Annotated in this window: 26 protein-coding genes, 2 pseudogenes and 1 CRISPR repeat array; of the genes and pseudogenes, 6 read left to right on the top strand and 22 right to left on the bottom strand. The window is 57.5% G+C overall.

Translation table 11 applies throughout. From position 1 onward, the window contains the following. From EGH23_RS22170 to EGH23_RS22095, 15 genes and pseudogenes are all read right to left on the bottom strand, one after another. On the bottom strand, positions 1 to 1,975 hold a 1,975-nt coding region (locus EGH23_RS22170; protein ID WP_220582173.1), incomplete at its 3' end, for a heavy metal translocating P-type ATPase. Between the two features lie 528 nt (positions 1,976 to 2,503). Next, positions 2,504 to 3,058 (bottom strand): YbhB/YbcL family Raf kinase inhibitor-like protein, encoded by a 555-nt coding sequence (locus EGH23_RS22165; RefSeq protein ID WP_236045009.1) that lies wholly within the window; start codon positions 3,056 to 3,058, stop codon positions 2,504 to 2,506. 362 nt (positions 3,059 to 3,420) lie between these two features. Further along, positions 3,421 to 3,888 carry a PIN domain-containing protein gene (locus EGH23_RS22160; RefSeq protein ID WP_220582171.1) on the bottom strand — a complete coding sequence of 156 codons (468 nt, stop codon included), beginning with the start codon at positions 3,886 to 3,888 and terminating at the stop codon, positions 3,421 to 3,423. After that, positions 3,885 to 4,136, bottom strand: coding sequence for a ribbon-helix-helix protein, CopG family (locus EGH23_RS22155; protein WP_220582170.1), 252 nt, complete (start codon positions 4,134 to 4,136; stop codon positions 3,885 to 3,887). The genes EGH23_RS22160 and EGH23_RS22155 overlap by 4 nt, the downstream gene beginning before the upstream one ends. Positions 4,137 to 4,488: 352 nt before the next feature. Continuing rightward, positions 4,489 to 5,031, bottom strand: a pseudogene (locus tag EGH23_RS22150) (hypothetical protein); the annotation flags it as partial. Positions 5,032 to 5,106: 75 nt separating this feature from the next. After that, on the bottom strand, positions 5,107 to 6,021 hold the full coding sequence (locus EGH23_RS22145; protein WP_220582169.1) for a DMT family transporter: 915 nt from the start codon (positions 6,019 to 6,021) through the stop codon (positions 5,107 to 5,109). A 215-nt stretch (positions 6,022 to 6,236) separates the two neighbouring features. Next, positions 6,237 to 7,151 carry an alpha/beta hydrolase gene (locus EGH23_RS22140; protein WP_220582168.1) on the bottom strand — a complete coding sequence of 305 codons (915 nt, stop codon included), beginning with the start codon at positions 7,149 to 7,151 and terminating at the stop codon, positions 6,237 to 6,239. Then, the gene (locus EGH23_RS22135) at positions 7,148 to 7,630 is read right to left on the bottom strand and encodes an ester cyclase (RefSeq protein WP_220582167.1); all 483 of its coding nucleotides are present in this window, start codon (positions 7,628 to 7,630) and stop codon (positions 7,148 to 7,150) included. Before EGH23_RS22135 ends, EGH23_RS22140 begins: the two co-directional genes overlap by 4 nt. 306 nt (positions 7,631 to 7,936) lie before the next feature. Continuing rightward, positions 7,937 to 8,392 (bottom strand): hypothetical protein, encoded by a 456-nt coding sequence (locus tag EGH23_RS22130; protein ID WP_220582166.1) that lies wholly within the window; start codon positions 8,390 to 8,392, stop codon positions 7,937 to 7,939. Positions 8,393 to 8,796: 404 nt separating this feature from the next. Continuing rightward, the gene (locus EGH23_RS22125; RefSeq protein ID WP_220582165.1) at positions 8,797 to 9,189 is read right to left on the bottom strand and encodes a cupin domain-containing protein; all 393 of its coding nucleotides are present in this window, start codon (positions 9,187 to 9,189) and stop codon (positions 8,797 to 8,799) included. 686 nt (positions 9,190 to 9,875) lie between these two features. Further along, positions 9,876 to 10,385, bottom strand: coding sequence for a hypothetical protein (locus EGH23_RS22120; RefSeq protein ID WP_220582164.1), 510 nt, complete (start codon positions 10,383 to 10,385; stop codon positions 9,876 to 9,878). Continuing rightward, the gene (locus EGH23_RS22115; protein ID WP_220582163.1) at positions 10,385 to 10,888 is read right to left on the bottom strand and encodes a winged helix-turn-helix domain-containing protein; all 504 of its coding nucleotides are present in this window, start codon (positions 10,886 to 10,888) and stop codon (positions 10,385 to 10,387) included. The genes EGH23_RS22120 and EGH23_RS22115 overlap by 1 nt, the downstream gene beginning before the upstream one ends. 675 nt (positions 10,889 to 11,563) lie before the next feature. Then, positions 11,564 to 12,448, bottom strand: a complete 885-nt coding sequence (locus EGH23_RS22105; protein WP_220582161.1) for a hypothetical protein — start codon at positions 12,446 to 12,448, stop codon at positions 11,564 to 11,566. 141 nt (positions 12,449 to 12,589) lie between these two features. Beyond that, the gene (locus EGH23_RS22100; RefSeq protein WP_425433264.1) at positions 12,590 to 12,799 is read right to left on the bottom strand and encodes a hypothetical protein; all 210 of its coding nucleotides are present in this window, start codon (positions 12,797 to 12,799) and stop codon (positions 12,590 to 12,592) included. 364 nt (positions 12,800 to 13,163) lie between these two features. Continuing rightward, positions 13,164 to 13,472: a hypothetical protein gene (locus tag EGH23_RS22095; RefSeq protein WP_220582160.1), complete on the bottom strand. Its 309-nt coding sequence runs from the start codon at positions 13,470 to 13,472 to the stop codon at positions 13,164 to 13,166. A 578-nt stretch (positions 13,473 to 14,050) separates the two neighbouring features. On the opposite strand from EGH23_RS22095, the gene EGH23_RS22090 reads away from it, so the two are divergent. The 4 genes from EGH23_RS22090 to EGH23_RS22075 all read left to right on the top strand — a co-directional run bounded on the left by EGH23_RS22090 (position 14,051) and on the right by EGH23_RS22075 (position 15,633). Continuing rightward, positions 14,051 to 14,320: a hypothetical protein gene (locus EGH23_RS22090; protein WP_220582159.1), complete on the top strand. Its 270-nt coding sequence runs from the start codon at positions 14,051 to 14,053 to the stop codon at positions 14,318 to 14,320. A 295-nt stretch (positions 14,321 to 14,615) separates the two neighbouring features. Beyond that, entirely contained in the window at positions 14,616 to 14,942 is a 327-nt protein-coding gene (locus EGH23_RS22085) for a hypothetical protein (protein WP_220582158.1), read from the top strand. 149 nt (positions 14,943 to 15,091) lie between these two features. Then, positions 15,092 to 15,385 carry a hypothetical protein gene (locus EGH23_RS22080; RefSeq protein ID WP_220582157.1) on the top strand — a complete coding sequence of 98 codons (294 nt, stop codon included), beginning with the start codon at positions 15,092 to 15,094 and terminating at the stop codon, positions 15,383 to 15,385. Further along, positions 15,382 to 15,633, top strand: coding sequence for an acyl-CoA dehydrogenase N-terminal domain-containing protein (locus tag EGH23_RS22075; protein ID WP_220582156.1), 252 nt, complete (start codon positions 15,382 to 15,384; stop codon positions 15,631 to 15,633). Before EGH23_RS22080 ends, EGH23_RS22075 begins: the two co-directional genes overlap by 4 nt. A gap of 114 nt (positions 15,634 to 15,747) precedes the next feature. Continuing rightward, positions 15,748 to 16,102: a CRISPR direct-repeat array (repeat unit 30 nt; unit sequence GTTACAGACGGACCCTTGGGCGGTTGAAGC). A gap of 88 nt (positions 16,103 to 16,190) precedes the next feature. On the opposite strand, the gene EGH23_RS22070 is transcribed toward EGH23_RS22075, so the two are convergent. Beyond that, complete coding sequence (locus EGH23_RS22070; protein ID WP_220582155.1) at positions 16,191 to 16,715, bottom strand: hypothetical protein; 525 nt, start codon at positions 16,713 to 16,715, stop codon at positions 16,191 to 16,193. Positions 16,716 to 17,060: 345 nt separating this feature from the next. Further along, positions 17,061 to 18,362 carry a dicarboxylate/amino acid:cation symporter gene (locus tag EGH23_RS22065; RefSeq protein WP_220582154.1) on the bottom strand — a complete coding sequence of 434 codons (1,302 nt, stop codon included), beginning with the start codon at positions 18,360 to 18,362 and terminating at the stop codon, positions 17,061 to 17,063. Between the two features lie 551 nt (positions 18,363 to 18,913). On the opposite strand from EGH23_RS22065, the pseudogene EGH23_RS26600 reads away from it, so the two are divergent. Beyond that, positions 18,914 to 19,180 (top strand): annotated as a pseudogene (locus EGH23_RS26600) (restriction endonuclease); the annotation flags it as partial. Between the two features lie 708 nt (positions 19,181 to 19,888). Here the strand turns inward: EGH23_RS26600 and EGH23_RS27530 are convergent. Then, positions 19,889 to 20,245: a DUF7961 domain-containing protein gene (locus tag EGH23_RS27530; RefSeq protein WP_483867128.1), complete on the bottom strand. Its 357-nt coding sequence runs from the start codon at positions 20,243 to 20,245 to the stop codon at positions 19,889 to 19,891. 138 nt (positions 20,246 to 20,383) lie between these two features. Between EGH23_RS27530 and EGH23_RS22060 the strand changes: the two genes are divergently transcribed. Then, complete coding sequence (locus EGH23_RS22060) at positions 20,384 to 20,671, top strand: amphi-Trp domain-containing protein (protein WP_220582153.1); 288 nt, start codon at positions 20,384 to 20,386, stop codon at positions 20,669 to 20,671. Between the two features lie 729 nt (positions 20,672 to 21,400). On the opposite strand, the gene EGH23_RS22055 is transcribed toward EGH23_RS22060, so the two are convergent. The 4 genes from EGH23_RS22055 to EGH23_RS22040 form a co-directional block, all read right to left on the bottom strand. After that, a complete protein-coding gene (locus EGH23_RS22055; protein ID WP_220582152.1) occupies positions 21,401 to 22,414 on the bottom strand; it encodes an Acg family FMN-binding oxidoreductase in 1,014 nt (337 codons plus the stop codon). A 91-nt stretch (positions 22,415 to 22,505) separates the two neighbouring features. Continuing rightward, positions 22,506 to 23,375: a CPBP family intramembrane glutamic endopeptidase gene (locus EGH23_RS22050; RefSeq protein WP_220582151.1), complete on the bottom strand. Its 870-nt coding sequence runs from the start codon at positions 23,373 to 23,375 to the stop codon at positions 22,506 to 22,508. A gap of 58 nt (positions 23,376 to 23,433) precedes the next feature. Then, entirely contained in the window at positions 23,434 to 25,398 is a 1,965-nt protein-coding gene (locus EGH23_RS22045) for a serine hydrolase domain-containing protein (RefSeq protein WP_220582150.1), read from the bottom strand. Positions 25,399 to 25,777: 379 nt separating this feature from the next. Next, a complete protein-coding gene (locus EGH23_RS22040) occupies positions 25,778 to 26,665 on the bottom strand; it encodes a type II CAAX endopeptidase family protein (protein WP_220582149.1) in 888 nt (295 codons plus the stop codon). Positions 26,666 to 26,701: the final 36 nt, after the last annotated feature.

Genomic DNA, 26,701 nt, shown 5'->3' with positions numbered 1-26,701 from the left:
CTTCGAGGAGGTCGAGACAGTTGTTGCGTTCACACAGCTGCTCTGCGGTTCGGGTGACAACCCCACCGTCGGTCGTCGCGTGGACGTGTGAAAGGTCGAAGCCGAGATCCTCGAACAGCCCGGGCTTCCCGGCGAAGTGGGGCGTCCCGTCAAGATTCGCCCGGACACCCTTCCCAGTAATGCTCTCGAACTCGTCAATCTCACGTTCGACGACACTGGCTGCGCCCGCCTCTGAGACGATAGCTTCGCCGATGGGGTGCTCGCTGCGCTGTTCGAGTCCGCGGGCACACCGAAGGACATCGTCATCAGTGTTGCCGTTCAGCGGCACGACGTCGGTGACGGTGAGTTCGCCCTTCGTGAGCGTCCCTGTCTTGTCGAAGGCGACGACGTCGACCGCGCCCATCGCTTCGAGGTGGTTCCCGCCTTTGATGAGGACCCCGTTCTTCGCGGCGCTAGTGATGCCCGACACAACTGAAACAGGCGTCGAGATGACGAACGCACACGGACACGCGAGTACGAGCAGCGTTAGTCCGTAGACGACGGCTGTCGACCACGTCGTCCCAAGGATGTATGGACTGCCCACGGTGACGAGGACGGCGAATATGACGACGACCGGCGTGTAGTATGCAGAGAAGCGCTCGACGAACTGCTCGCGCTCGGTCTTGTTGGCTTGGGCGTCCTCGACCATCTCGACGATCCGGGAGAGTGTGTTGTCGCCTGCATTCGAGGTGACCTCCACTTCGAGGTAGCCCTCCTCGTTGATGGTGCCGGCGTACACCTCGTCGCCGTCGGTCTTATCGACGGGCACGCTCTCACCAGTGATCGGTGCTTGGTTTACTGCGCTCTCGCCGTCAACGACCGCACCATCCATCGGAACCTTCTCTCCAGGTTTGACGACCACGATATCACCGACCGCAACCTCGTCGACTGGGATCGTCTCCTCGGTTCCGTTCCGTTTGACGGTCGCCTCGTCCGGAGAGAGATCCATCAGCTCTTGGAGCGAATTGCGTGCACGGTCCATCGAGTAGCGCTCGAGGAGTTCCGCGATACTGAAGAGGAACGCGAGTGTGGCGGCTTCGAAATAGAGCGCCTCCCCGAACGCGAGACTTGCGACGAGCGCCCCGAGAATGGCGATCGACATCAGGAAGTCGATGTCAAGGTTCACATTCCGGGCTGAATAGTATCCGTTCCGGAGGATTTCCTGACCGCCAACGGCGATGGCGATTAGAAACAGTACGTCCGCAACGAGGAGTTCGCTACCAACGAGACTTGCGACCTGGGTATTCCGCTCGAGGAGGACGAACTCGAAGAGGAGACCGAGTGCGACGAAGCCACCACTGATCCACGTTTTGATCGCACGTGCACTCGTCCAGATTCGTTCCTGTGAATCGCGGTCGTCACTGCCTTCGGTGCCGTCGGAAGTAGTGTTTGTAACCTCATAGCCCGCGCTCTCGATGGCGGCGACGATGTCTTCCGCAGTAACGGTCGTCGAATCGTACGTGACCGCGACCTTGCCGGTCGTTGGCTGCGGGTCCGACATCGATACGCCAGCGACCCCCTCGAGCGCGTTCTCGACCTTGCCAGCACACGAGGGACAGTCCATTTCCGGGACGGTGAATTTCGCCGTGACCGCCCCGGAATTGTCGACATCGTATCCTGCTTTCTCTACACGGTCGGCGATGGCATCTGTTGTCGTCTGGTCGCTCTCGTAGGAGACAGTGAGTGTCCCTGTTGTCACCTGCGGGTCAACATCGTTGATGCCGTCGATTTTCTGGACGCTGTTCTCGACTTTCCCAGCACAGGACGGACAATCCATTTCGGGAACCGAGAACTGAGCGACGGTACCATCTTCTATTGCTGTCGTGCTTGCTTCGTCGTACTCGTGATCACGATCATGATCGTGCTCTTCGTCATCGTGGTCGTGTGCACGGGATTCCGCGGCCGCGTCGTGTGAATCCCGACCAGACGAGGTCATTGTGGAACGCTAGATAGCCCATTGTTATTAATCTAGCTGCCAGAAATAGGGGTGTAATTACACCTATATTATTAAAATATAGGCTCTGTATTATTAACACCGCTGTGTTGAGTATATCTCTTTCGTAGCTAGGAGAGTGCTACTTGGAGCAAATCGTGGTCGTACAGAACTACAGGAGTAACGAGTTCATATGACGATCGCTTTTGACCAAGTCGAATCCCGAATGGTGTTACAGTACGGACTGGCTCAACCATCGTTGTACTCTCCACACTCACACAATTTCATAGGAATCCGGGGTTGGGGTCCGAGCGCAAAGTGAATGAGATACTCGTTGCAGAGGGGAGAGAAACCGACTTGGATGGAGCAGTCCTGATTTTTTCGATCAGTCACAGAAACCATTGCCACAGATTCGATTGAAGCAACTGGCATACGGCGTCGAAAATGGAGAGATTGTTCTCGGTGAAAAATAGCAGCATAATTTAAACTAGTAGTTTCTTGACGGAGTATCGGCTGCTGAACTCGTCACGCCTACTCCTGTTCGGTAGTCTCAGCCGAACGAGTGTATGTAACCGTGATTCGACTGCTTGCAAGGACGTTATTCCCGATCGCGTCTCTCGCTGTGTCGTGGGTTGCACCACCCTTCACTCGAAGTTCCTCACTGAGTGCATGCACTTGGAACCGATGTTCGTATACTTTACCGGCTGGCGGACACGGCGGATCGTATCCGGGTGGCTGTCCGGGCCGTCGTCCCTGCCGAGCGCCATCAAGCGAGTCAACGGTTGCTGTTCGAGGAATATCCGCGGGAATCCTATTTTGCGTCGGGACGTTCCAGAGTGTCCAGAGTACTGGCTCATTGATTACGCCACGATCATACTCGACTGCGACAGCTAGTGCAGCCGTCGGCTTGGGGATATTTTCGACGATCAGTGGTGGAGAAACTCCCGCTCCATCACATGTGAATCGGGTTGGTAACTCACTATTAGTAGAGAACGCTGGGCTTGTAGCATTGAAATTCGCTGCCGACTGACCTGACGTACGTGCACAACCTGAGATCCCGGTAAAGAACGCCGCCCCGCCAGTCATTAGGAGTCGACGACGTCGCATAGTCTTGCTGGCTACTGAGTCGTCATTTGTCTTTTGGAGCGGCTATGAACGTACGTACTGGAACGCAGGTTGTCAGCTAACCCACCGCTGAAGCGGTGGGCTTCCGCGCTGCTACTATTGTGATACGCACACCACCGATACTGAACGGCTCTTGGTGTCTCTCCCAAAAGCAGTCCTAGTATACGATATTCGTCACGCCCGTTGTGAACCGGAGTTCAGGTCTGGCCGCTCCGTTCGTGTTATGAACACTCACTCCACGCCTGCACGAATGGGATCGCTCTTGGGTGCAAGACATCAGGTGCGGCACTAAGCTGTGACACTCTCGAAGCCGATAGTCTCTCTTAACCTGAGTTCTCGAGCAGTTCGATGCCCCGTTCTACGACTGCCTCGGTAACGAATAGACTGGTCTCAGCTTGCAGTGCTCGCATGCGTTCGATTGCAGTCGATTTCGAGAGGTCGCCACGCTGAGATCCCAGCACGAGAATGCCGATTGACCCATGCACCTCGATATCACGGTCAGTCGCAGCCTCTCTTGCTGCAAGGTCATCGGTCAGCAGGATAGCCGAGCGGTCAGCTGCGACTGCGAGTGCGGCAGTTTCGCCAGGATCCAAGTCCACTGTGAGGTCGGCTGTGTCTGCGTCGACGAGTTCGTACTCAATGGTACTGAGAGACGGTGGGACCGTTCCGGTCTCGAGTTCATCGAGTACAGTCTCGGGAATCAGGAGGTCGTCGACGACCGAGAGCAACTCAAGTGCGTTGATTTCTGCGAGGTGGATGAGTGGCCCTGTATCAGCGACCGCGACGATCACGCATCAAGTCCCCAGCGGACATCGTCCTCGACGACCGATAGTTCGCGCTCTGCACGCTTGACACGGTCTCGGCCGACTAACTCGATTGCTGTTTTTCGATCGAGCTCATCGTTCACGTATCGCGAGAGAATCAAATCGACCCAGAGGTCTTCGACACCCCGTTCCAGCGCTTGTTCGAGGATCTCGGATTCGGGGACGTTTCGGGCTTCTGCGAGCTCTTGTACCCGCTCGGTGAGATCCGTCGCCATGTCTGTATGACTACGCTGCGGCATCTTAAATATCCGTGGCGCCCGCTCTTGTGAGTTCTTGTCTGTGGCCGCTCCGCTACGGCAGTCAGTGTAGCTGCTCGATATGGCGATGACGGTGGTCCAAAACCGAGACACGTTGCTGCGATATTTGTCACACCCGTTGTGAACCAGGATTTGAGACTGGTCGCTCCGTTCGTGTGACGAACACTCACTACACTCCTGTAAGAATGGGGTCGCTCCCGGTTGCTACAGCTACCGAACAGCAACGCCAGCGGCGGCAGGGCACGTGCCACCGCGTCCAGGAGCGTCGGTTCTCTGCCGATCCCCTTCTCAATTGGTGCTCGTCACAGGGTTAGGTGGAAGACTCCACCACAACGGGCGTGACGCCGCCAGTCGTTGCCTTCCGGTCGCCGTTCTCCAAGAGATCTAAGCCGACGTAGCGTTGCTCGACCAATCCTTCAGCGGCCTCCATGTCCATCACGAGCAACTCGGTCTGTGTCTGGTCCCGGCCGACCTGGCGGGTCTTTGCGACCAGATCATCACCGCCGAGCTCCTGCAGTTTCTCCCAGACACGCTTGACTGTCTGCCGATGCGGCTCCTTGCCCAGCTCGGCAGTCAGAGCAGTCTCCACATCGTCCTTGGTGAAGAAGACGCCACTTCCATCGGTGCGTTCAGTCGCGAACTCGGGCCATCGCTTGACGACACAAATCGCTCGATACGTGTTCTGGCGGTTCGACCGCTCGACGAACATCGTCTTCACTTTGGCCTGCCGGCAGTTCGCGAAGAAATCGAGCGGCGAGGAACTCGGTTCGATACCCTCGGGCAGGGTCTCAGCATCTTCCTGCTGGTCAGGATCCACTTCGAGTTGCTGGGCTTTCGCACTCTTGGCGACCTTGTAGATTCCTTCTGTTGGCTTTTGGTATCACTGAGGCAATTTTAAGGGACACCAATCGTTGTAATTCGTGATCGGTCACCGGAATAGGCTTCGGTACTTGACGAGGTCGGCGCTGATTTCCCGACTCTCTAGTAGCGCAAATCCGGCGACGATGACTCCAAAGCCGACGAGTGTCGGGGACTGGATGCGCTCACCCAGTAGTATCCATCCAATTGCTAGGGCAATGATGGGGGTGAGATAGGTCGTCATATTCGCTTTCAACGGTCCCACCTCGCCCATCAGTGCGAGATACATCACGAGTCCAAACGCTCCAATAAAGACGCTGAGATAGATCACTATCATTACTGCCAGGGGCGTCAGCTGGACGCTGGTAATCGATTCGCCGGTCGCGATTGCAAATCCGATATGGACGGTTCCCCCAAGTACCATTGCCCAACCGGTAAGTGCCGGAATTGGCATCGCAGTCTGGCTCCGTCGGACGAGGACAGCTCCAAGCTCCACAACGATTACGCCGACAAAAAAGAGCATTTTTCCGACAAGTTCCGGATCAAGAAGGCTTGTCGGATCTGGACGGATAACGATGGCGATCCCAACGAAGCCCAGGAAAACGCCGGCGTAATCGCGGCCGCCGAGTCGCTCGGCCGGGAGGAGCGGCCACGCGAGTACGGCGGTAATGATGGGAGCGAGACTGAAGATGATTGCAGCAACCCCGGCGGCGATGAACTGCTGGGCAACGAACCCGATACCCGTCCCGCCGACCAAAAATAATCCCCCCGCGAGTACCGCCGTCACGTCCCGTCGAGAGCGGGGATACCAATACTCAGTCGTTGCGCCGACGTAGATCAACAGGAGAGCGGCAGCCAGGTAGCTCCGGGCCGCTGCGAACAACAACGGCGGGATGAACGATAAGCCGGTCTTCACTGCTGGGAAGGCCGTTCCGAACAGAAGCGTGACGAGGAGAAACAACCCGACAGTCCGGTTGCGAGACATGGATGACTTACTCATTCGGTAGGACAGGCCGAGAAACGGTTCCAGTCTTTCTCCAACTGTGACGTCGACTCACCGATGGTTGGAACGAACTACGAACACGCAGTCTCTCACACTTAGTGACCGTGCTCGACCTGTGGATAGAAGTGTAGAGATGACAGGACTGGCGTTTGGCGGCCTCGTTGAACCAGGCATCCGCTCTGGTCGATACCCCGTTTTCACTCATCATCTGCCAGAAGCGTCTCTGTAAGGAACCGCGATTGTGCGGACGACGCTCTATCGAACGTCTCGCTCGGGTAATACAGCAGCCCGAAATGCCCACCGGGAATCTCTACCCACTCTTTTGGCCCGGCCAGTCGCTCGTACGCGTCGCGTGCCACAGCAGGAGACGACCGGACCATCTCGTCGTCGGGAGACACCACGAATAGGGCCGGACACGATACGTCCGACGCACACAGTCCGGGATACCACTGGGCGGGGTGCTCTGGACGGACGACCGTGACCTCGTTCGTCCAGTTCGTGCCCGTACGGGTACCATAGCCGTTGAACCAGCGAAACGCCGTCTCCGGTGTGAGGGCCGAGGGACGCCGATCCTGATCGTCCCACACGACTGGCATCGGCCCCCGAATCTCGTCCGCAGTCGGTTCAACCGATCCGGAGCGAACCGTCTGCTCGATCGATTCACGGAGGGAGCCATCGGGATCGTTCGGCGGCACCTCCGCTCCGAGCGCTGGGACCTGAACGACCAGTGCTGCCACCCGATCATCAAGGGCGGCCACGACCAGCGAAGCACCACTACTGTAACTATCGCCCCACAGTGCGATCCGAGATGGATCGACCTCGTCGAGTGTGGTCGCATACGAGACTGCGTCGCGGTATCCACGTGCCTGCATCCAGGGATTGATCTGCTGGCGCGGTTCGCCACCGCTTGCACCGAAGCCCCGGTGGTCGTACAATAACACGGCCAGGCCCGCCTCGCGGAACGCTTCGGCATACCTGTCAGCGACCATCTGTTTGGTCGCGGAGAACCCGTGGGCCATGACGACCAGCGGCCACGGTGACGGTGTGTCGGGGGCGTAGAACCAGGCACTCATCTCTGCCCCTTCCGAGTCGAACGTCACGTCACGTCTCATGGCTCCGTTATTGAGGGGGTGGCCTCACCGAGTTCGCCGAGCTGTTCTAAGAGAGCGACGATGTCGTCCATCGCCCATTCCTCAACGAGCTGTCCGTCCTCGATTCTGAAGATGACGATCCCGACGGTTTCGACACGTCTGCCCGTGGCTGGTACGTCCATGACTGGTCCCTCGTGGGTCCCCGAAAATCGGTACCGGATGACGACACGGTTCTCAGTCGCGATCAGGTCCTTGATCTCGTTCGAGAGGTCGGGAAACCCCAGGTGCCAGTCGGTCCATGCTGTTCGCAGGTCCGCAAGCGAGTACTCCGTGTCCGACTGATGGTGCATGACGTAGTCATCGCTCACTAGAGCCGTATCGAACACCGACATATTTCCCTCATTCCAGACAGCCTCGAAATACTCTCGAACGAGTTGCTCGTTTCGCTCCACTATTGAGAGGTCTGATGGAGCGGTGTCCCCTGGTGAGTGCGGACTCATCAGTCATTCCCCGTCCGCGATGTGATGTTCCGATTGATGTGGAAGCGGGTCCCGGGGTCGTATGCGTTGTTACCACCGGGAACCTCCCCACTGGCCTCGACGGTCAGCAGGAACGACCTGTTCCAGTGCCAGAACGTGGTCGCGTCTTCGGGAATATTGTCAACGGCCCCACCAGACGACCAGCAACCGCTCGTCGAGGCGCTCGATAGGGCTTGTTTATTACCCCGAAGTGGGAGGGCGATGACGCCTCTGTCAATACAGCGTCTGTTGACTATAACTCTTGCACCGTTGTCGTGTTGATCGGCGTTAGTCATTTTCTGGTGAGGGGTTTGTCGTCGAAGCAGAAGCTACCGACCGCTGGGCTTGTTCTCGTGTTCGTCTATATTCCTCTGAATTCGTTGTTTCCATATGTGCCTGGCCGAGGACGAACGTCGGCCGGGTTGGTAACGGAACGCCCCCAATCGTCGGGTTCGTTTTTAGCCGAACTAGATCGCCAAGAGAGCGACCATTCAGCTTGGCGTCCGAATCATCGATGAAGAATACCTCTTCTGGCATGATGACGGTATCCTGACCGCTCGGCATGGTAAACGAGAACTGCAGCTCACCCATGCCGAGCACTCGCTTGGCCAGCCACTCCCGGCCCCGTCGCAAGAGGCTGGGTTTCCACGTCCAGAGCGGAAGTTTCGAACTCACCGCGTTGAACCCCTTGAGGAACAGCGGCGCGAAAATCGTCATCGTCCAGACCAGGTGTGGCTCGTCCATCTCGACGCGTAACTCGTTCGGCCCGGGCCAGCTGACGTCGATGGGGGTGAGGCTCGCTTGCTGAATAGCGGGGTTCCAGTACCGCGAGCACGTGGTCTCCAGGGAGAGTCCGTCGCTGTATATCGACCAATCACCATCGGGTGATCGATGCCAAACAGACACGTAGGGCCCAAAGTCACTCTGGGGCCAGACTCGGAGCCCAAGCAGGTCGCCTGCGGCAAACGGAGCCACCATAACCGAGTAGCCGCGGACGTACTCGTGATCAGCCCACGGGGACCTGCCAATCCGGGTCTCGATTTCACTCACCCGATTCGAGAGATTCATTGAGATCTCTATGCTGTCGGTTCGACGTTGTGATTCAGGCGGAACACGTTCTCGGGGTCCCACTAGTTTTTCCAGAGAGTTTACGCGTTCTCTTCCATGTTATTCCGCATGTGATTGATGACTTCCCCGTGTTCGTGTTGAGGACTAAACATCACGACGTCGGTGTCCTCCTCGGCTCGGACAGTATGCCCCGGTGGCCAATAGTACATATCGCCGCCCTTGTCTACTTCTTCGCTGCCGTCGGTGTAGGTGACGGTCAGCTCGCCGCTTATCACGTATCCCCAGTGAGGCGACTGGCAGTGGTCGTTTTCTAGTCCTTTGAGTAGTGCTGTGATATCTGTACCCTGCTTAAGTGAGAAATATTCTGCAGCGAGGTTTCCATAGTCGGATGCATCACCGAAGTCCCGTTGGTGGCGAGCGATAGCGGGTGGGCTGTCGATCTCGGCTGGGATCTCTTCTTTAGCTATCTTCATTGGTTTACTTGTACTCTCAGATACACGATGGGACCATGTGAATTGGTACCATTTTAACGCCAGAGTTATGTTAGGAGTAAACGAGTGAACCACGAAGAAGAAAAGACTTGCTGCTGTATGCGCGCTCTGTATTTAGGAGTTCGTATATCTCAGAATTATAAACAATCGCCCTCCTCGGCACTGTCTAGTTTAGGACCTCCTCAGCTGGGGTTCGGTTGTTGAGACTTCGACACTTGAGAGCGATTGCTCATCAGCTAATGAATCGGTCTCATCGGGCATTCCTTACTCACGACAATCGGACAGGTATCTTCCCTCCCCGGCTACCAAGCGACGGGAAGTAACTTGTCAGGAGACGGCGTGTACCGGTAGAATTCGGAAATCGCCTCACCAACGACGGTTAGTGCCAGTCTTCCTTGCCGGCGGTCGAAATCTCGGTGTTTGAGCGTCGCTGTATATCACGGCGAAATGTAGGCGTCTTTGGCTGACCCACCATCGAGCCAGTCGGCATCTGCGACAGCGACTGTACCGGAGTATTGGCGTCGTCATCGCGAGCGCGATACACTCGGGATGAGAGCTGCGAGAAGGGCTATCTGTTTGCGAGGAGAGAATCCCGCCGTTTACGGCGAGGAGGATGTCACGTTGAATTAGTACCCCTGAAGCGAGTCAGAACGGACGGCAGGAGAACACTACGCAACTACTGACGCGGACCCGTCGAATCCGACAGGGCGTCCCTGCTCCCACTCGACAGCGAAGACTGCATCGTGGAGCGAGGCGAGTTGCTGTTCCACGACATCAAGCGGGTGCGAGTCGATGAACTGCGCCCGTTGATGATCGACAGCCGTTGCCCCATCGTTCACTTGCAGGTGAACTGGTCCGAGGTCGTCGTGCGTATCATCCTGATGCCACCCAACAAGCAGACTGCGCTCTGGCTCGATCCAATTGAACCAGTAGTACTCGTACGGGTCGCTGGTTCGTAATTGAAACCCGATCTCGACCCGCGCATCAGTCACCGGGTACTCGTCATCTCCAAGGAACTGCCGCGGGTTCACGTCGGCGACGACCCGGTACGGCCCAGCTTCGCGGGGTTCAGCACGCCGTCGTCGAACATTCTCGAACGTGCCGTTGAGTCGATTCTGGATGCGGTCGTGGAGCCGCTTGCTCTGCAAGTTTGCCCGATTAGCGAGGAAAATGGCCATTAGGCGAGTGTCGAGGGAGAGCCAGTCCGTGGTGACGAGAGTTCTACAACGTCATCGTACAGTTGGAGGGCGTGCTTCACGAGCCCGAGTTCCGTGTTGATTGCCTCCCATGTGGCGATCACGTTACGACGCTCACGAAGCTCCGCAGCCGAGAAGTTCTCGTCAGCGAGTTGCTTCCGGAACTCGTCGAGCGAACCGACGTCGTACTCTGCAGCCAACTCTTCCTGTTCCTCCTTCAGCTCCGTGAGCTGGCTCTCCAGTTCGTCGCGCGAGTGGGCCTCGATCAGGTCCGTCACTTCGTCGAAGAGCATCCGCACGGGGTTCAGGTCGTACGCTTTCGTCCCATCGACAGTCGTTTCAGTGACCCAGTCGTCACTCTGCAGTCGCCGAAGTTCATCGTCAGCTGTCGCGCGTGAGACGTCTGCCCGGTCTGCAATCTCCTGCACCGGTGTTGGCTCGTCCAGCAGCTCCACGACGTGCCGGACGCGCTCACGCCCGCTCATACTCTCTGTCCACGATCCCGGATTCGAGTCAGCCATTCTACTAGGTCTTGTACTGCCCGGTTCAAATAATTTGTCCTCGATCAAATATTCAAACACCGGTGGCCGAGAATCACCTGACTGCTGTTTTGCCGCGTCTCCTGAGAGAGCACTCCACCGTTTCGCAGTCGATACTGCGAATGGGTCACAGTGGGAGGCCGACACAGGCGAGACCTTGGATTCGCCGGCCGTCGATGCAGATACCGTCTCTATCCCGAGTTGGGGAGATGAACGTATCTACGCGAATACGGGGACGAAGCGATGGCACTTCGACCTAGAGTCTCGCCCATACCAGTCACCTGCTGTCACCGATAGAACGCTTTTCATCGGGGATGCCAGTTCCAACGGTAGACTGTACGCGGTGACTGGCCAGTAACGTCTCCGTCACCGATATCCTTGAAGCGGTGAATCTCCGCCATCCTCTTCTCTTGAAGGGCGTCACACCCGTTGTGAACAGCGAATCGGGAGTGGTCGCTCCGTTCGTGTGATAAACACTCACTCCACTCCTGTAAGAATGGGGTCGCTCCCGGTTACTGCAGCTAGCAAACAGCAGCGTCAGCGGCAGCAGGGCACGTGCCACCGCGTCCATCCACGTCGATTCTATGCTGATCCCCTTCTCAATCGGTGCTCGTCACAGGGTTACCCGGAAGACTCTACCACAACGGGTGTGACGCCGCCTGTGGTTGCTTTTCGGTCACCATTCTCCAACAAGTCCAGGCCGACGTAGCGTTGCTCGACTAAGCTCTCGGCGACCTCCATGTCTATCGCGAGCAACTCCGTCTTCGCCTGGTCCCGGCCGACCTGGCGTGTCTTCTCGACCAGATCGTCACCGCCTATCTCGATCAGTTTCTCCCAGACGCGTTTGACTGTCTGCCGGTGCGGTTCTTTCCCCAGTTCGGCGGTCAGAGCGGTCTCGACATCATCCTTGGTGAAGAACACGCCACTCCCATCGGTGCGTTCGGTCGCGAACTCTGGCCACCGCTTCGCGACGCTAATCGCCCGATACGTGTTCTGGCGATTCGACCGCTCGACGAACATCGTCTTCACTTTGGCCTGCCGGCAGTTCGCAAAGAAGTCTAGCGGTGACGAACTCGGTTCGATACCCTCCGGCAGTGTCTCGGCGTCTTCCTGCTGGTCGGGATCCGCTTCCAGTTGCTGCGCTTTCGCGATGGCGCTCTTGGCGATCTCGTGGGTTTCCTCTTGTTGCTCTTCAACGTCGTCGAGCCGGCTCTCGGCTTCAGCTGACTGCCCAACAGCGGTCGTCGCGATGTCGTGGGTCTGCTCTTGCTGGGCTTCGAGTTCGTCGACCCGATCTTGCAGACTGTCGATGGTCGCGACCAGTCCTTCGAGAACACTCGAAACGGGGGGTGCCGTTTTCCCCTCTAGCTGCCCCACGAGTTCCTGCAGCGTCTCAGTATCAGGCGCATCCTCATCGCCGAGGTCCATCCCAAGCTGGGCGGCCAGCTGGTCGTCGGTGGCTGTACTCTCGGTCTCGCTCTCGTCGGCGTTGGTGTTGCGTGGCATACTGACCACAGGGCCCGTTCCGGAATCGAACCGGAGTGACCGACCACGGGACGGGCTATGATCGAGCGGCGGTCAGCAGCGCGTGGCCGTTGCTCGCGGGAGAGTGGACGCTATCGAGAGCGCCGTCAGGACCGAGCGGCTTCATCCCTCAACCTCCGTGCGGCGCTCGATGACGACGTCGTGCCCGTAGTCGCCCTCCCGATACTGCACGGCGAGATTCTCGACGGCGGCGAACTCGGCGGTCCACTCGGTATAGTGGACGAGGTCCCCGACCTGGTAACGCAGTCGCCACTGCGTCGTCTGTGTGGACGCTGACTCGCTTGCAGTAGTATGGGAGGGGTCTGGGGCCATCAGCGACCACCACCTCTGGTTGGCGAGACAGCGCCAGCTGTGTAGTGGGGCCAGCCTGAGCGAGGACGGTAGAACTGGGTGGGACAGTCCCATCGGATCGGCAAGAAACCTTTTCCAACTGGCCGGCTGATGAGTGAAATGCAGTAACGAGAGCTGTCAGAGGCACTCCTAGTCCCATTTTTACGCCGTTGATGACGACATCGCGGTGCTATCACCGAGTGTGGCTTGCAATACCAACGCATACCTTTACCACACAAGCTAATGTGCATCCCAGCACGGCCCTGGCCGGTTCCTAGCCTCTGACAGCTGCCGTCGGTCAGGGCCACTTTTCGACCGCGCAGCAAACGCCGTCGATGTGTAGCGCTTAGCATTCCGGCTCCCCCGCTGACTGCCAGCTCTGGATACTCGACACATCGACCTGCCGACACTCCGCGACTGGCACACAGAACCGCGCGAGCGCAGTAGTCTGTGTCATCGCGAGGACCAGCTCCTTGCGACGGTGGCGGCCATCGACAGAGGCGAGGCGCTGGCGCGTCTCGGCGGCCAGATCCGCGAGCAAGACGCCAGTGACAGTGTCACTGTCGTCGACGGTGGTGACGAGCAGCCGTGGCGCACTATCGATCTCGGCCAGTTCGACGATTGCGCCGACGGCGGGACACGGCGTCGCTGTCATTAGCCAGCCACCTCCCGACCTGGCGTACTGTGTTGCCACCGACGACTGCTGGCGACGGTGTGGAGCCGTATGCGACAGGGTCGACAAGCGCCGGTCATCTCTGCCCCCTCTCGTTGTCGACAGATTGCTACTGGCCAGCGGCCCATTCCCTTCCTGTAATTGCCGACGGTACCCAAACAGTAATGACAGGTGGCCCACACATGTCGAGTGGGCGCTGGCGGACTGCCATAATCCAATTGTCGTGCGAACTCACCAGCGCCCCACTTGCTCACCGACGTGGTGTGGCGTGGCCGTGGTTGCCCACTACTGGGAACCTCATACCTACTCTCTGGCATCGGGCTGCGCCCACCCGTGTCGGTGTGCTGTCCCGTACGTGGGCGACTCATGAGGCATGTTCTGGCGAGTGCCAGCCAGGGGCTTGCTAGACGCTGGCAGACAGCTATTGTGGCTGGGCTGCTGTGAGCCAGGGCTGGCTGTGGATCTGTGGGTTCGGTTTCACTTCGATAGGGGGGTGTCGTGGGACCACCAGTAGTGCTGGGCCGCGGGCGGGCAGTGTCACATGGGTGGGTGGCGGCCTGGTGGGCGCACAGGTTGTGGCCGGCGTCGAGCAGGGTAGTGTTGGTGCGATCTTCGAGGAGGCCACAGCTGGGGCGCTGGTGCTCGAGCAGGGTGTCGAGGGGCTGGTCGCGGCTGTGGGTGATCGGGTCACGGTCGCGCCCGTTGAGGTTGTGCTTGGGTGGGAGGTCGTCGAGGTCGTCGCCAAGGGTGGAGATGGTCTGGCGGAGATCGCGCTGGACACCCGAGCAGTCGTCGGTCGTCATTCTGGGCCTCCCAGAATAGCTGAGTAGTCCCAACAAGGACGAGCACAGTCGAGATGGAATCGGAGCCAAGAGGCAGGACGTCGGTGCTGTGGCTCAGTATGATGACGCTTGGTAGTCGGCTGACGATACGACACGGTCCGTGGGAAGGTTTCAAGGCTCCCCGTTGCGTGTGCGTTCATGCGGTTCTGGACCGACGCGGCGCCCGTGGTGATGACACGGCGTCGCACTCGGTTTTCGAACGACGCCCGAGGAGCGACGCGTCGGCTGTGCTAGAACGGTGAGATGCGCAAGCACTTAGTGCTTTGCACGGTATTCTGCAACTATGGACCATACCACCTATTGTAGCCCAATAGCCTGCAACAGCAGGAAAGCCGGAGAGAATTTGCCCATCCGTGCAGACGGTTCTGGCATGGGGAAAGAGGAGCGGAAGCGTATGGTTCTCGGGCTCCTCGTAGAGTCTGGTCTTGAACTCCCGCCTGCAGTAATATTCGATAACCTGAAAAAGCGCGGAGCAACGTTTGAGAGGCGTAGTGTCGACAACTACCTTGAAGAACTCCGCAAAGAAGGATTAGTTGAACGTACTGACGAGAGCAAGGGCTACAACAGAGCAACCGAGAAGGGTCGAGATCGATACTACGGAACCAGCTGAAATTTTTCTTATTTGCACAGTATCCCGCAAACACTAAGTGGCCAGGAGCCATGAGCATCGAGTAAGAACGCACGCGTCGCTGGGCGGTTTCGTTCAGGAAATCGCCCCGGTGTCCTAGCACCGAGGCACGTGGGTTCTTGATCAGACCCATGTCGAGAACAGAAGCCAATCCCCAAGAACGTATCGCCCGCGACCGACTGACCCAGCAGCCGTGCTTCGTCGGTGTCGACGGTGACGACGCTGCTCACTACTGGGACAGCTACGAAGCTGCTGTCGTCGTTATCGACGAAGATCTGAACGCTGAGAAATTCGAACTCGCCGAGACGCCCTACCGGACGCTTCGTGACTGGTGCGAGCACACGCAGCAGAAACGTGGCTGGGATGACGGCCCCCACGTTGGCGGCTCACTAGTCGGTGATCTCCTGCGAGGTGTCGAGGCATGAGCTGTACCGTCGACGACCGAAAGCAAGTACGGCGGGCCGCACGAGCGATTCGCGATTCGGTGCCGACCATCGCTGTTGACGTTGTTGCACCAAACGCGAGTCGGCACGACGCGTGGACCCTCGACACCGTGTTGCGTGATCGGGAGAGTGTGCCGCCCGAAGTGCTTCGTGAATTAGTGTTGGCTGGGCTGACGCTGCAGCCGGTGCCGTCCCAAGCCGGGTATCAGCACGTTGTGGCGACGATATAGGTTTAGAAGAACCATTTTCGTCGACCCCGGGGGGTTCAGGGGGTATTGCCGGTCGACGAAAACAACTTTGTGCAGACAGGCTATAGCAGGCCTATGGCCCGTAGATGGGGCATGGTTACAGACGGACCCTTGGGCGGTTGAAGCGACGCCGCGTAAATCGCCCCGAGCGCCAGCGCGAGTTACAGACGGACCCTTGGGCGGTTGAAGCGAACACCGCTCGAACCCGCTGACGGCGTCTCCGGCGTTACAGACGGACCCTTGGGCGGTTGAAGCGCCCGCGGTTCGGAACGACGCTTCGCCACCGTCGATGTTACAGACGGACCCTTGGGCGGTTGAAGCCGCATGAGCGTGCAGATGTAGTCGTCGTCGTTGGTTACAGACGGACCCTTGGGCGGTTGAAGCTGCTGGAAGACGTAGCCGCTACCCTGCCCCGTCGCCGGTTTCAGACGGACCCTCAGGAGGTTGAAGCGTTGGTCTTAGGAACCATAGTCCACAGTTCGACGGGTTTTCACCTGCTTACCCTTGAGCCACGTTACTGACGACGATAGCAGCAGCAGTCAGGTCGTTCGGAGGTGATCCGTACGAGGCTCGTAGACCTCGCCCTGCTGCTTCAGCGTCTCGATCTCGTGCTCAGCCGTGTCCTGGCCAATGCCAACCAGGTGTGCCCGTTTGACAACCGCAGCAATCGGTGCGCCGTCGTCGAATTGCTCCGCCAACGCGTCGACGATCCCACGAATATCCTGGCTGCTATCTCGCTGTGTGGTCGCTGCTGTGGGGAATTCATTGCCAATCACGACTTCCTGTGGCCGTCTGAAATCGACCTCGAGTTCCCCACTAGCAATGGATTCGACCGCTTCGGTTACCTGCTCGTCGTAGACACTCACAACGAAGCCGCTCCCTGAGCCGTCATAGACGGCTTCAACATCGACGACATAGCTGTCGGGAAGCTGCTGCGCGACGTGCTCTTGCATTTGTTCTTCTGCTTTGTCAGCGAGCTCGCTGGCTCGTTGCTCATGTTCGTTACTGGTCTGTATATGGTCCGACGCACTCTCAACCAACTCTTGTGGACGCTCTTCAGACACAGCCCTGGGTACGAAAGGATAGACCGTAGTCTTTAGCAACGGTGGGATCCGGCTTCAACTCACTGCTACTCCCACGGCCCATCAAGCGACGCCTGCAAGAACCAATTTGCGCTAGAAACTCCCGTCGATACTGACGTGGCAGCTTCTCTAACGTCCGTCTGATGATGGTGACCGGCACACCCGACGCATAGATGACCGTAACCTCGAGTAACAACCCAATCAAGAGCATCGGGGCAACTGCCCACGCAACCGCATACGAGTACCGCCTCGCCCACCAAACGAGCTACGCAACGAAGAGAAAGCTGACGAACAGAATAAACAGACGTTCAATCACGGCAGCCGTGCTTAATCATCACCAGGAACGAGGTTAGCAGCGGACAGGTCCCGTGACCAGACGCCGTTCTCGAGGTCGAGTCCGTCATTCCATTTCCCAACAACTGTTGAAACAGCAAGGTCGCCGGTAACGTTATTCATCGTCGCAATCCGCCCAAGAATTGGGTCAACTCCAGCGACGAACCCAACGACCTCCAATGGTAATCCGACCTGTGTAAGGATTACAGTGAGCATGACGATGCCGGCACCCGGGACGCCGGCCGTCCCAATACTGATCAGCACTGTCACAATCAAAACGAAGATCTGTTCAGTGAGTGCGAGTGGCTGTCCGATGACGTTCGCGGCGAACATAACGGTAATTGACTGCCGGATAGCCGCGCCGTCCATGTTCGCTGTTGCTCCGACCGGAAGCGTGAACGAATAGACTCGCTCGGCGATTCGCAGATCTTCATCCGCATTGTTCATCGTGACGGGAAGCGTCCCACTTGAAGAGCGAGTGGCAAACGCAGTGACCATTGCATCTCTCGCACCGTTGAGGAATGCGATCGGGGATACGTCGACGACCAACTTCATCAAAACAATGAGATAGGTGAAACTGATGTGAATAACGACCCCAATAGCGACTGCCAACACCAATTCACCAAGTGAGGTAAACACACCGATGCCTTCGGTGCCGATTCCGGACGCCATCAATGCAAAGACACCGAGCACACCGAATTCGAGAACACCACGAACAATTACGAACATCGCCTCGGCTCCGACCTCAAAGGCCTCAAATATCGAGTCAACACTGTCTGCAAGTGTTTCTTTCTGCGCACGAACGTACGTTAGTGCGATTCCAAAGACGATTACGAAGAAAACCGTCGCCAATAGGTTACCCTCTGCAAGCGCTGTTACAGGGTTATTCGGGACAATACCGAGAATTACATCCATCAACGATGGTGGTTCCTGCGATTGGGCTTCACCAGCGACGAATTCAACTCCCCGTCCTGGCTTGAGTATATTCGCAACTGCGAGACCAATGATCCCTGCGAGGGTGGTTGTCACGGCGTAAAGACCGACTGTTGCACCACCGATTTTTCCAAGCTTCGCTGGCGAAAGCTGTCGAATCCCGGTGAGAAGCGTGAAGACAATAATCGGGATGACCAGCATATTGAGTAGTCGAAGAAAGAGATCTCCCAATGGCCTCACTACGGCCATTTGTTCACCGAAGACGATACCAGCAACTGAACCCAGCACGAAGGCAATGAAGATACGCCAAATAAGTGAAACAGATCGATACTGACGCCACAGACGACTTGCAAATTTAACCATATTGCACGAAAACGGATGGACCCATAAAGACCCGTCAGTTCTAGCAGTATCTACAGCCGTCTATGATGAGACCACCTTTTTCCGGAACACCACTCGAATACAGGATTCTTGATGCACTAGAAGTGATACCGCAGTCTTTGACAAAATCTGCGAACAACTACGCTCGTGCGTCTCTAATTTCAAATGAATAAATTCGATGTCCATGACAGTAACCAGTAATATTGCCCGCCTTCTGGTTGGTTATCTTTAGATAGCGGCATCCCGGCCCTCCTCTGGAACGGGATCGCCACGATTTTATAATATATTCATATAACTGCCCGTGTCCGAGCTAGAAATCGTAATTCTTGGAATTCACCATACTGTTCATGACGTCCTGAAGGGTGCGCCCAGTTCACCAGCGCGCTACAAATACGCCTTGTGACTCCTATACCGACGAACGGCGATAGGATAACCAACGATGCCCAATATAGCCGGCACTTGTTGGTTAGCTTTCGACTGCGTTAATCAATTCAGTCGCTGTACTCGAAATCTGGTCCAACCGGACTCGAACCGTCGCTGATGCCGACGTTGCACGACTGGTCGCCAATAACCGGCATACGACCGTTACTCTTGACGATGATCGACTACTGCTGGCCTTTGACGACGTTGACGAACGCCGATTCGGCCAGACCCAGACCGCGTACAAAGAGTGGGCCGTCGATCGCCTCCAAGCCGACCAGACGACGACGGTCACCTACACTGGCGACAACAACGTCACCTACGACAAAACGTGTGAGCCAAACATCTCCGATATTTCGATGCAGTCCATTGCCCCGGTCTGAGAGGACTCAGTAGTAAAACCGAGATGGCCATTAATAGCTCTGAGCCACTCGCTGATAGCTATTAAGTCTGCCCTGAATCCCTTAGCAACCCCCATCTCAATGCTTTTATCTGAGTTCTCAGTGATAGAACACTATAGGGACTGTACCGGATCGGTTCACCGAGGAGTTTGCAAACCGGGGGGAGACATTTTTCGAGCTCGCAGCAATACTGTGTGCTAACCACGGCCACCAGTACACACTCAATGCACTCACCGAACACGGGGATGTCTTGAAAACCCGAGTCAGCGAACTGGTCGATGCAATGGTCGCGGCCGACGCCGAGTGGGTTCAACAAGACCGACGATGTCTGCAGCATGAAATGACAACTCGGTCCGTTTGATGCACCTCTATTCCGTCTGCCACCCTATGAACTTCTCGAACCCATAGGTAAACCCGAGAAAGACGACAACGAACACGAACCAACGGAATACATCGAAGGTACCAGTAAACGCGAGGACATTGAAAATGTACGATAGCGACGCACCAACAAACGCAGCGATGTAGAGATTTCGTCGGATGGCCATACAAGCCATTCTAACGAGCGTGGATTAATTCTTTTTTAGTGGCTCACACGAATGCGGCTTGTCGGTCGAGTGTGTCTCACGAGTCGATACGAAGGCTCAGCAAGGGCCGATCTGCTTCCGACTGGGGTTTCAGATGAAGGGTTCACACAGCGTGCTGGCCAGATGAATCTCGGAGACTCTCGAGCGTCATGCCTCGGATGGACAGAGACGTTTGTTCATGGGTTTCGAACTGTGTCATAGGACGTTCACCGCTTCCTGATACGCGTACCGAGACGATATAGCTGATTCTCAGCTTTCGTGGAATAGGATGCAAAGACAGGGAGAAATGTGTGGTACCACTCGGGAACGCAACCCAAACTCCTTCGCTGTCGAGTGCCTGCCCGTACAGCCCGACCTTCGTCTTCGGTGGCAACACTTCGACGACGCCAACAGCGGCAGCATCCGAACGCGTCTCGACACGGTCCTCCGGCTGGAATGGATTGGTTGGCGTCTGGGTCATGTCGCCGTGTTCGGCTTAATATCTTGGAGGGCGTTCATCGGGCTCGGGTTTGTTGAAACCCTCAGCAGAAGACATATCGTGACTCGGTGTGCTCAATAGAGGGGTTCACTTATCGGTGCAGGCAGCGTATCGTTCATTATGCCTGAAGAGGTCCTGTTCAAATCGGAAAGTGACCAGAGTCGGGAAGAGATTGCAGCGTACCTTCGGAAAGTCGCGGATAATCTCGACAGCGGAAACGCTATCAGCCTGAAAGCAGGCTCCGAGTCTGTCACACTGAATCCCCCTGCCCGACCAACCTTCGAGGTCAAAGCTGAACGCGAAGGCCCAGCTGGCAACATGACTGAATTGAGTGTCGAGTTCGAACTCGAATGGGACGAGAACGCCGATGGGGAGACCAGCGGCAGTGGCCAGCTGGAAATCGAGTAGTCACTTCGCAGCTCTAACTACGGCTGTTTCACGCGAAATGCTATCTGGACAATAGGGTTTCAACAGAGCCAACAGATTATACGCTGAACAGGCGCAATACCACGCCATTCACGGCGTGGATACGCGCCGTCACTTGGGCGAGAATCCACGTTCGACAACTCTCTGAGTTTCAGAATACCGGCGTTTAAGTGACAGGCAACCATAGCAACGGGTAGGAATCGGTCGGAACGGAGCGGATTCCGAACCGCCCTTCGGAGGCGGCCTGTCCGCCCACGTAACGAGGCAGTATCCAAAAGGGTAGTCGATGAACGTCACATCCTCGAAGGGTGTGCCGACGTGCCGACTGCTCAAAGCAAATATCACGATACCCCTGACTTCATTGACGCCTGCTGGCGTCCCCGTGGCAAAAACAACACCGGGACGCCGTACATGGTCGAGGAGAGGGGTAACGGCCACTTGGCATGGCCAGCAGTCCACTACACCGACGCTGTGGGACTACTCGTGCCCGAAAGGTGTGGTAGTCTGCCGATTGGACTACAAACCTGAAACTCCCACCGCTCGGGATTCCTCCGCGTTTACGCGGAGGAGGATGTCAATTGCAGTTGTCGATGAATTGGCCACAGCCAGCCTGAGACGCCGGTATGGAAGATCGGGCCTACTGATCCGCACTCTGCTTGATTGAAGGGGGCAAATTCCGAGACAGTATCGAGGAGTGCACAGAACCACGCTCTATCGTTCGGTTGAAGATACTACTTCGAGTGGCCACCGTGGGGTGTGCGTTCGCTCTTCCTCGACATACCCTAAACGAAACAGATGTTGAGGAAGCTCCTCTCCAGTACCAGCCCTGGTAGCGAGTTTTGTTCGCATTTCTGGTCGTTCCAGAATCTGACTCATTGGATGGACAGCGACGTCTTCAACACTCGCGAGAAGGGCGAGTCGTTCGAAAACCTGCCCAGTCTTGACTCGTACGGCGGGGGTATCTCCTTGGGTAGCCAACAATGCGATGACAGGGGCGTGTTCGATAAGTTTCGAATTCTTTCGACCTTCTCGTTCACCGAAATCGAAGTGAGAAACGAATGCCTGCCCAATTCGGGCCATGAGCCACGAACTTCCGAGCGCGCCTATCCCAACCCAGTAGCCCAGTTCTTTCCGATACGCTGGATCGTCCATTTGCGCTTCATCCGCATCAGCTTGAAGCTCGCCGATAGAACGCTTTTGTTCGGGCTCGTAGATCAGGTACAGCGTCACGTCGTCCTCTTCGAGTACTCGATGAAACTGTTCTCTTGTTCTCCGAGGGAGTGCTTGATCGTCGAACAACTGGTGACTCGTATATCGCTCTGTGAGCTCGTTGAACAACTCCGGTGGTCGACTGAACGACGGTTCACTATCAGAATCAAGTGTGACCGTCGAGACGAGGTCGTCGTCCTTATCGGTATGATACGTGATTTCGTAGCCGATGTCGAAGTGTTCGGCCGCAATACAGAGATTTTCCAAGGCACAGCCGATGCTGATGAATAGCTCTCGCTTGTTTTGGTCGGCAACTTCGAGCCAGCGTGTCTCGTCGTAGCTGATTTCGATCGCGTCGTCCCGAACCGCGAACCGCCACGGTTGAGAGTTGTGACTTGACGGAGCTAAAATCGCATAGCGGAGCAGGAATTCCGCCTGTTCTCCGAGCGGGGAGTCATCCGGAAACTCGTCCTCAGAGATGTCCCAGACTGATTGTGTCAATTCGTCTGTGTCCATACCGAAGATACGCGTCCTACTATTTCAAATTCGACGCCGGTCGCTTCATTCCTCGGTCACGTGCAGCGACGGTTCCAGCTAGGTCGAGCTGTCAGCGGGCCTCTTGACGACCGGCAGGGTTCCGGGAGGTGTCGTATCCCAACTGTCCACGGGTAGCAACAATAAGCACGATGGCAACGACCCAGACGGAGATGTCGACGGCAATCAGCACCGTCATGAAGCTCTCGCCGGTGATCGCCTCGATCGGAAGCGGGACGAGTGTGCTGTTGGCCGTGTTGATCCCAGCGTGTAGGAAAAGAGCGAGCAAGACGCTCTCGGTTCCGTTGTAGATCCACGTCAGGAGGAACGCAAAGCCCACGATATTGATGACTCGAAGGACGATCCCGGGTATCTCCTCGACGAGCCACGCAAAGCTGTAGATGGTGTTCGGATCAGCGACCAGCTGGGGGAGGTGCCAGAACGCCCAGACCACACCGAGAATGAGCGTGGCCGGGACCGGTGCGTACCGTTCCTCAAGCCTTGGGAGTGCGAACCCCCGCCAGCCCGGTTCCTCGTTCCCCCCACCGATTAGCGCGACGAACACGTACGATCCGAAAACGAGCGAAAGCCGTCCCGGCAGCACGGCAGGATCGACGTTAGTGCCGAGGAGGACGATAGCCACGCTCGCCAGGCCAACAACGAGCAGCGGGAGGAGGAATGCAGCAAGGTACCACCGCGGTGCGACACGCCAACGGACGATCTGTCGGGCCCACGCCCCGACGGACTCGCCGTTGAGCCACGTCGCTACTGCGCCGGCGATGGCGGGCCCGAATCCCCCGACGACGAAACTGAGCGTCCGAATCGGCTCCCCTATCCCGATGACGACAGGGAGCCATCCCACCCAAGAGAAGGCATACGCCAAGAAGAAAAACGTTGCAACGGGGCGAGCGTCTACGATACCGCGAATCCGCTGTTGGCTCATGGGTCGAAACTCCGGCTGTGAATCGGTATTATCGAATTCATGTTGATACTATGGATTTCTACAGGGGTAGGACACGGAGTAGGTACAACTGCCAGGCGACCAGTATTGCGAGGAGCGTTACACCCGTGTAGTGAACTCTGAGTGCCGTACCCCAGTAGCCGTCACGCCAGACGAACCCGGTGGCGACGACCGCACCGACTGTCCCCACGAGTGCGACATAGCGGAGTATCTTCCCGGCTTGGAGAGCAAGTGACGGCGAGGCGATCTCCGCGTTGAGGTTGATCCAGGCGAGCAGGAAGATCACCAACACTACCAGCCACAGGAGACTCACGACGCCGAGGAACCCCCGAGCGAGTCGCTCGCGATCGCTCGGTCCAGCGCGGTCACGCACCTGTCGCCAGAGCGGTGCGCCGAACCACAGCAGAAGTACCGAGACGAACGCCAGCACTCCCGCAGCGAGCACGCTCTGCAGAACAGTCAGAGATTCGTACCACGGGACGCGCTCGTAGGTTGCCGGCCCAAAGGTTCCGCGGAACAAATGCGCCGCTCTGCCGTCCTCGTCGAACTGGAAGACGAGGAGTTCGTCGCCGCCGACTGCCTCGTAGACGCCGGGCCGGCGTTCGACCCACCGGCGTGTCCCTTCGCCGAGTCGACTGGTCGTGAGATAACCGTCGTCGGTCGTCCCGACTGTGTAGGTCCGGGTCGTCACGCCGAGAATCCGCTGCCAAGAGGTTTCCGAGATCGTCAGCGATCGATAGTCGCCAGTCAATGCTTCGGCTCTGCCGGCAGCCCCTGCCGGGGGATTCACGAGCGGTGCGTCCGAGCGCGGGTAGTAACGGTCGGTGAATGCCTCGAGGAGCTCGAAGCGAGCGGGGGCGCCCCCGGGAGCGTTGTAGACGACGAACACGCCAACGTCGCGTTCGGGGAAAAGCGCAAGTAGACTCTTGAAGCGGGGGGTATCACCCCAGTGGCCGACGATCCGCTCGTCGTTGCGGTCCATCTCGATGAACCCGTAGGCCATCCCGTTGAGTTCGGGGACGTCTCGCGATTTCGTGATGTGACGACGATGCATATCCTCGACGGACTCGGCCTCAAGGATGCGTGCGGAGCCGTACATCCCTTCGTTCAGGTGGGCAAGCATGAACCGACCCATGTCCGTGCCCGTGGTCCGGAACGACCCGCCCTCGGGTGGCAGCGTCCAGATTAGAGGCGAATGTGCCCGGTAGTCTCCGTTCTGGTACGTGTATCCAATAGCCCGTCGTGGTTCGAGCCTGGCAGGGAGGGGCTGGGCGTACGTGGTATCGCCCATCTCGAGCGGAGTGAAAATCCGTCCGCCGATGTACTCGGCGAACGACGTATCGTACTGTTCGACGAGAACATGCCCGGCGAGTGCTGTTCCGTAGTTAGAGTAAGCGACGAACTTCCCCGGCGGTCGGACACGAGCCGGTCGGTGTTCCGCGAGGGTCTCCTCCGTGGGTCGGATTTTCCCGGGCTCGTCGACTATCATCCCGTCCAGCGTGTCCTCGAAACCCGCCGAGTGGGTGCCAAGATGTTCGAGGGTGACGGGTTCGGGATAGGTATCCGGGACCGTGACGGCGGAGTCGATCAGGTAGTCGTTGATGTCCCGGTCGAGTTCCAGCCGTCCGTCTTCGACACCCTGCATCACCGCTGTCCAGGTCACGAGCTTGCCGGTTGAACCGATGCTGAAGATGGTCTCGTTGGCGACGACCGGCCGACCGGACTCGAGATCGGCGTAGCCGTAGCCCTTCGCGAGGAAGACCGCATCGTCTTTGACGACGACGACAGTTGCACCCGGGACGTGGTGTCGCTCCAGCTGGTCGGCCATCGTCTCATCGAGCCAGCGTTCGAGCTCGTCCCGGTCGGACAGCTCGCTCGATTCGATTTGTTCGTCCCGGTCGGTCAAGCGAACGGAATGTGTAGCGCCTGTCGCGATGGCTGGTGCGCTTACGAGTATGGCAACGAGCACCAGCACGACGACGGTATGAATGGGCGTGTGTTTCATGCGCGGAACCTCGTGACAGGCGTGTCTGATCGGGATACCTGTCTGGGGAACGGTCGGGAAGAGTGAGACAGGAAGGCTCAGTATGGGTCGATCTGCTTCCGACTAGGGTTTCAGATGAAGGGTTCACGCAGCGTGCTAACCGGATGAATCTCGGGGACTCTCGAGCGTCATGCCCCGGATGAATAGGGTTGTTTGTTCGGGGGTTTCGAACTGTGTCATAGGACGTTCACCGCTTCCTGATACGCGTACCGAGACGATATAGCTGATTCTCAGCTTTCGTGGAATAAGATGCAAAGATAGTGAGGAATATGTGGTACTAAAACGAATGGTGACCCGGCGAAACTACAGGATACGGTCTTGGTCGCAATCCGAACCTGAGCTATGGGTTAGACGAAAGCGGCGGGTGAGGCACTTCGTCGGCTGCGGTCATGGTTTTTGCTCCCCAAATCGCGACTATCGCCCCTGCGAGCACGAACCAGAGCCCGTAGTAGAGGGGGTCGGGAACCACGATGATTTCGGCGGTGAAATTTACCCATCCGTGTAGGATGATAATACCGAGGATGCTTCGTTCAGTGTTGTTGTAGATCCATGTGAACGCAAACGAGAGCGCGACAATCCCGACCATGAAGAGCCAGAAGCCCGTGGTCGCGAACCCGACCGCATCGTGTTGGAACGAGCCCTCGATAAAGAACAGGGGGAGGTGCCAGAGGGCCCAGACGATACCAAGGATTAAACTCGCGCTCAACGCCGACCACTTCAGTTGCAGCCGGTCGAGCGCGTATCCTCGCCATCCCAACTCTTCGAGGATCGGCGGCAGGGTCGCGAAGAACAATGCTGGGAGGATAGCAAGAGGATTCACGCCGAATTCAGTAACGCCCTCGCCCCATGCCGGCCCGGTTCCGCCGAGGAGTAAATCCGCGACACCAGCGAGCACACTGATACCTAGGGGTACCAGCAGGATTACCACGAGCCATCGGAGTCCAACGCGCCGGGGATTGACGACGCGATTCCAGAAGTCACTCCGTCCGCGTTCGTCGTAGACGAGGTAGACGAACCCGATACCGGCCACGCCGGGAACGGCAAGGCCGATAAGGAGTAATACGAGCCCGACGGCGCTGTCGAACCGCACGCCCAGAGCGATGGCCGGCAGCCAGAAGAGCCACGTTCCTCCTACCGCAACGGCGAGATACACCCACCAACGTCCGATACCGTCGGATGTATTCTCGATATCACCCTTTTGACGTACGCGTGAGGTCGACTCATCCATATCAATGTGTACGTGTGATGATGAGGTAACCTTGCA

It is taken from the genome of Haloarcula nitratireducens (assembly GCF_019599505.1).
The sequence above is the reverse complement of the archived record's forward strand: the minus strand, read 5'-3'. Positions and strand labels throughout refer to the sequence as shown.

Bases quoted from the DNA above. Each gene is read 5' to 3' on its own strand.
- EGH23_RS22145 (WP_220582169.1), bottom strand. From the start codon at position 6,021: ATGTCTCGCAACCGGACTGTCGGGTTGTTTCTCCTCGTCACGCTTCTG.
- EGH23_RS22055 (WP_220582152.1), bottom strand. From the start codon at position 22,414: ATGGACACAGACGAATTGACACAATCAGTCTGGGACATCTCTGAGGAC.
- EGH23_RS22135 (WP_220582167.1), bottom strand. From the start codon at position 7,630: ATGAGTCCGCACTCACCAGGGGACACCGCTCCATCAGACCTCTCAATA.
- EGH23_RS22165 (WP_236045009.1), bottom strand. From the start codon at position 3,058: ATGACTGGCGGGGCGGCGTTCTTTACCGGGATCTCAGGTTGTGCACGT.
- EGH23_RS22085 (WP_220582158.1), top strand. From the start codon at position 14,616: ATGGACCATACCACCTATTGTAGCCCAATAGCCTGCAACAGCAGGAAA.
- EGH23_RS22140 (WP_220582168.1), bottom strand. From the start codon at position 7,151: ATGAGACGTGACGTGACGTTCGACTCGGAAGGGGCAGAGATGAGTGCC.
- EGH23_RS22050 (WP_220582151.1), bottom strand. From the start codon at position 23,375: ATGAGCCAACAGCGGATTCGCGGTATCGTAGACGCTCGCCCCGTTGCA.
- EGH23_RS22095 (WP_220582160.1), bottom strand. From the start codon at position 13,472: ATGACAGCGACGCCGTGTCCCGCCGTCGGCGCAATCGTCGAACTGGCC.
- EGH23_RS22105 (WP_220582161.1), bottom strand. From the start codon at position 12,448: ATGCCACGCAACACCAACGCCGACGAGAGCGAGACCGAGAGTACAGCC.
- EGH23_RS22100 (WP_425433264.1), bottom strand. From the start codon at position 12,799: ATGGCCCCAGACCCCTCCCATACTACTGCAAGCGAGTCAGCGTCCACA.
- EGH23_RS22155 (WP_220582170.1), bottom strand. From the start codon at position 4,136: ATGGCGACGGATCTCACCGAGCGGGTACAAGAGCTCGCAGAAGCCCGA.
- EGH23_RS22040 (WP_220582149.1), bottom strand. From the start codon at position 26,665: ATGGATGAGTCGACCTCACGCGTACGTCAAAAGGGTGATATCGAGAAT.
- EGH23_RS22075 (WP_220582156.1), top strand. From the start codon at position 15,382: ATGAGCTGTACCGTCGACGACCGAAAGCAAGTACGGCGGGCCGCACGA.
- EGH23_RS22130 (WP_220582166.1), bottom strand. From the start codon at position 8,392: ATGGACGAGCCACACCTGGTCTGGACGATGACGATTTTCGCGCCGCTG.
- EGH23_RS22045 (WP_220582150.1), bottom strand. From the start codon at position 25,398: ATGAAACACACGCCCATTCATACCGTCGTCGTGCTGGTGCTCGTTGCC.
- EGH23_RS22115 (WP_220582163.1), bottom strand. From the start codon at position 10,888: ATGAGCGGGCGTGAGCGCGTCCGGCACGTCGTGGAGCTGCTGGACGAG.
- EGH23_RS22060 (WP_220582153.1), top strand. From the start codon at position 20,384: ATGCCTGAAGAGGTCCTGTTCAAATCGGAAAGTGACCAGAGTCGGGAA.
- EGH23_RS22120 (WP_220582164.1), bottom strand. From the start codon at position 10,385: ATGGCCATTTTCCTCGCTAATCGGGCAAACTTGCAGAGCAAGCGGCTC.
- EGH23_RS22065 (WP_220582154.1), bottom strand. From the start codon at position 18,362: ATGGTTAAATTTGCAAGTCGTCTGTGGCGTCAGTATCGATCTGTTTCA.
- EGH23_RS22080 (WP_220582157.1), top strand. From the start codon at position 15,092: ATGTCGAGAACAGAAGCCAATCCCCAAGAACGTATCGCCCGCGACCGA.
- EGH23_RS22125 (WP_220582165.1), bottom strand. From the start codon at position 9,189: ATGAAGATAGCTAAAGAAGAGATCCCAGCCGAGATCGACAGCCCACCC.
- EGH23_RS27530 (WP_483867128.1), bottom strand. From the start codon at position 20,245: ATGACCCAGACGCCAACCAATCCATTCCAGCCGGAGGACCGTGTCGAG.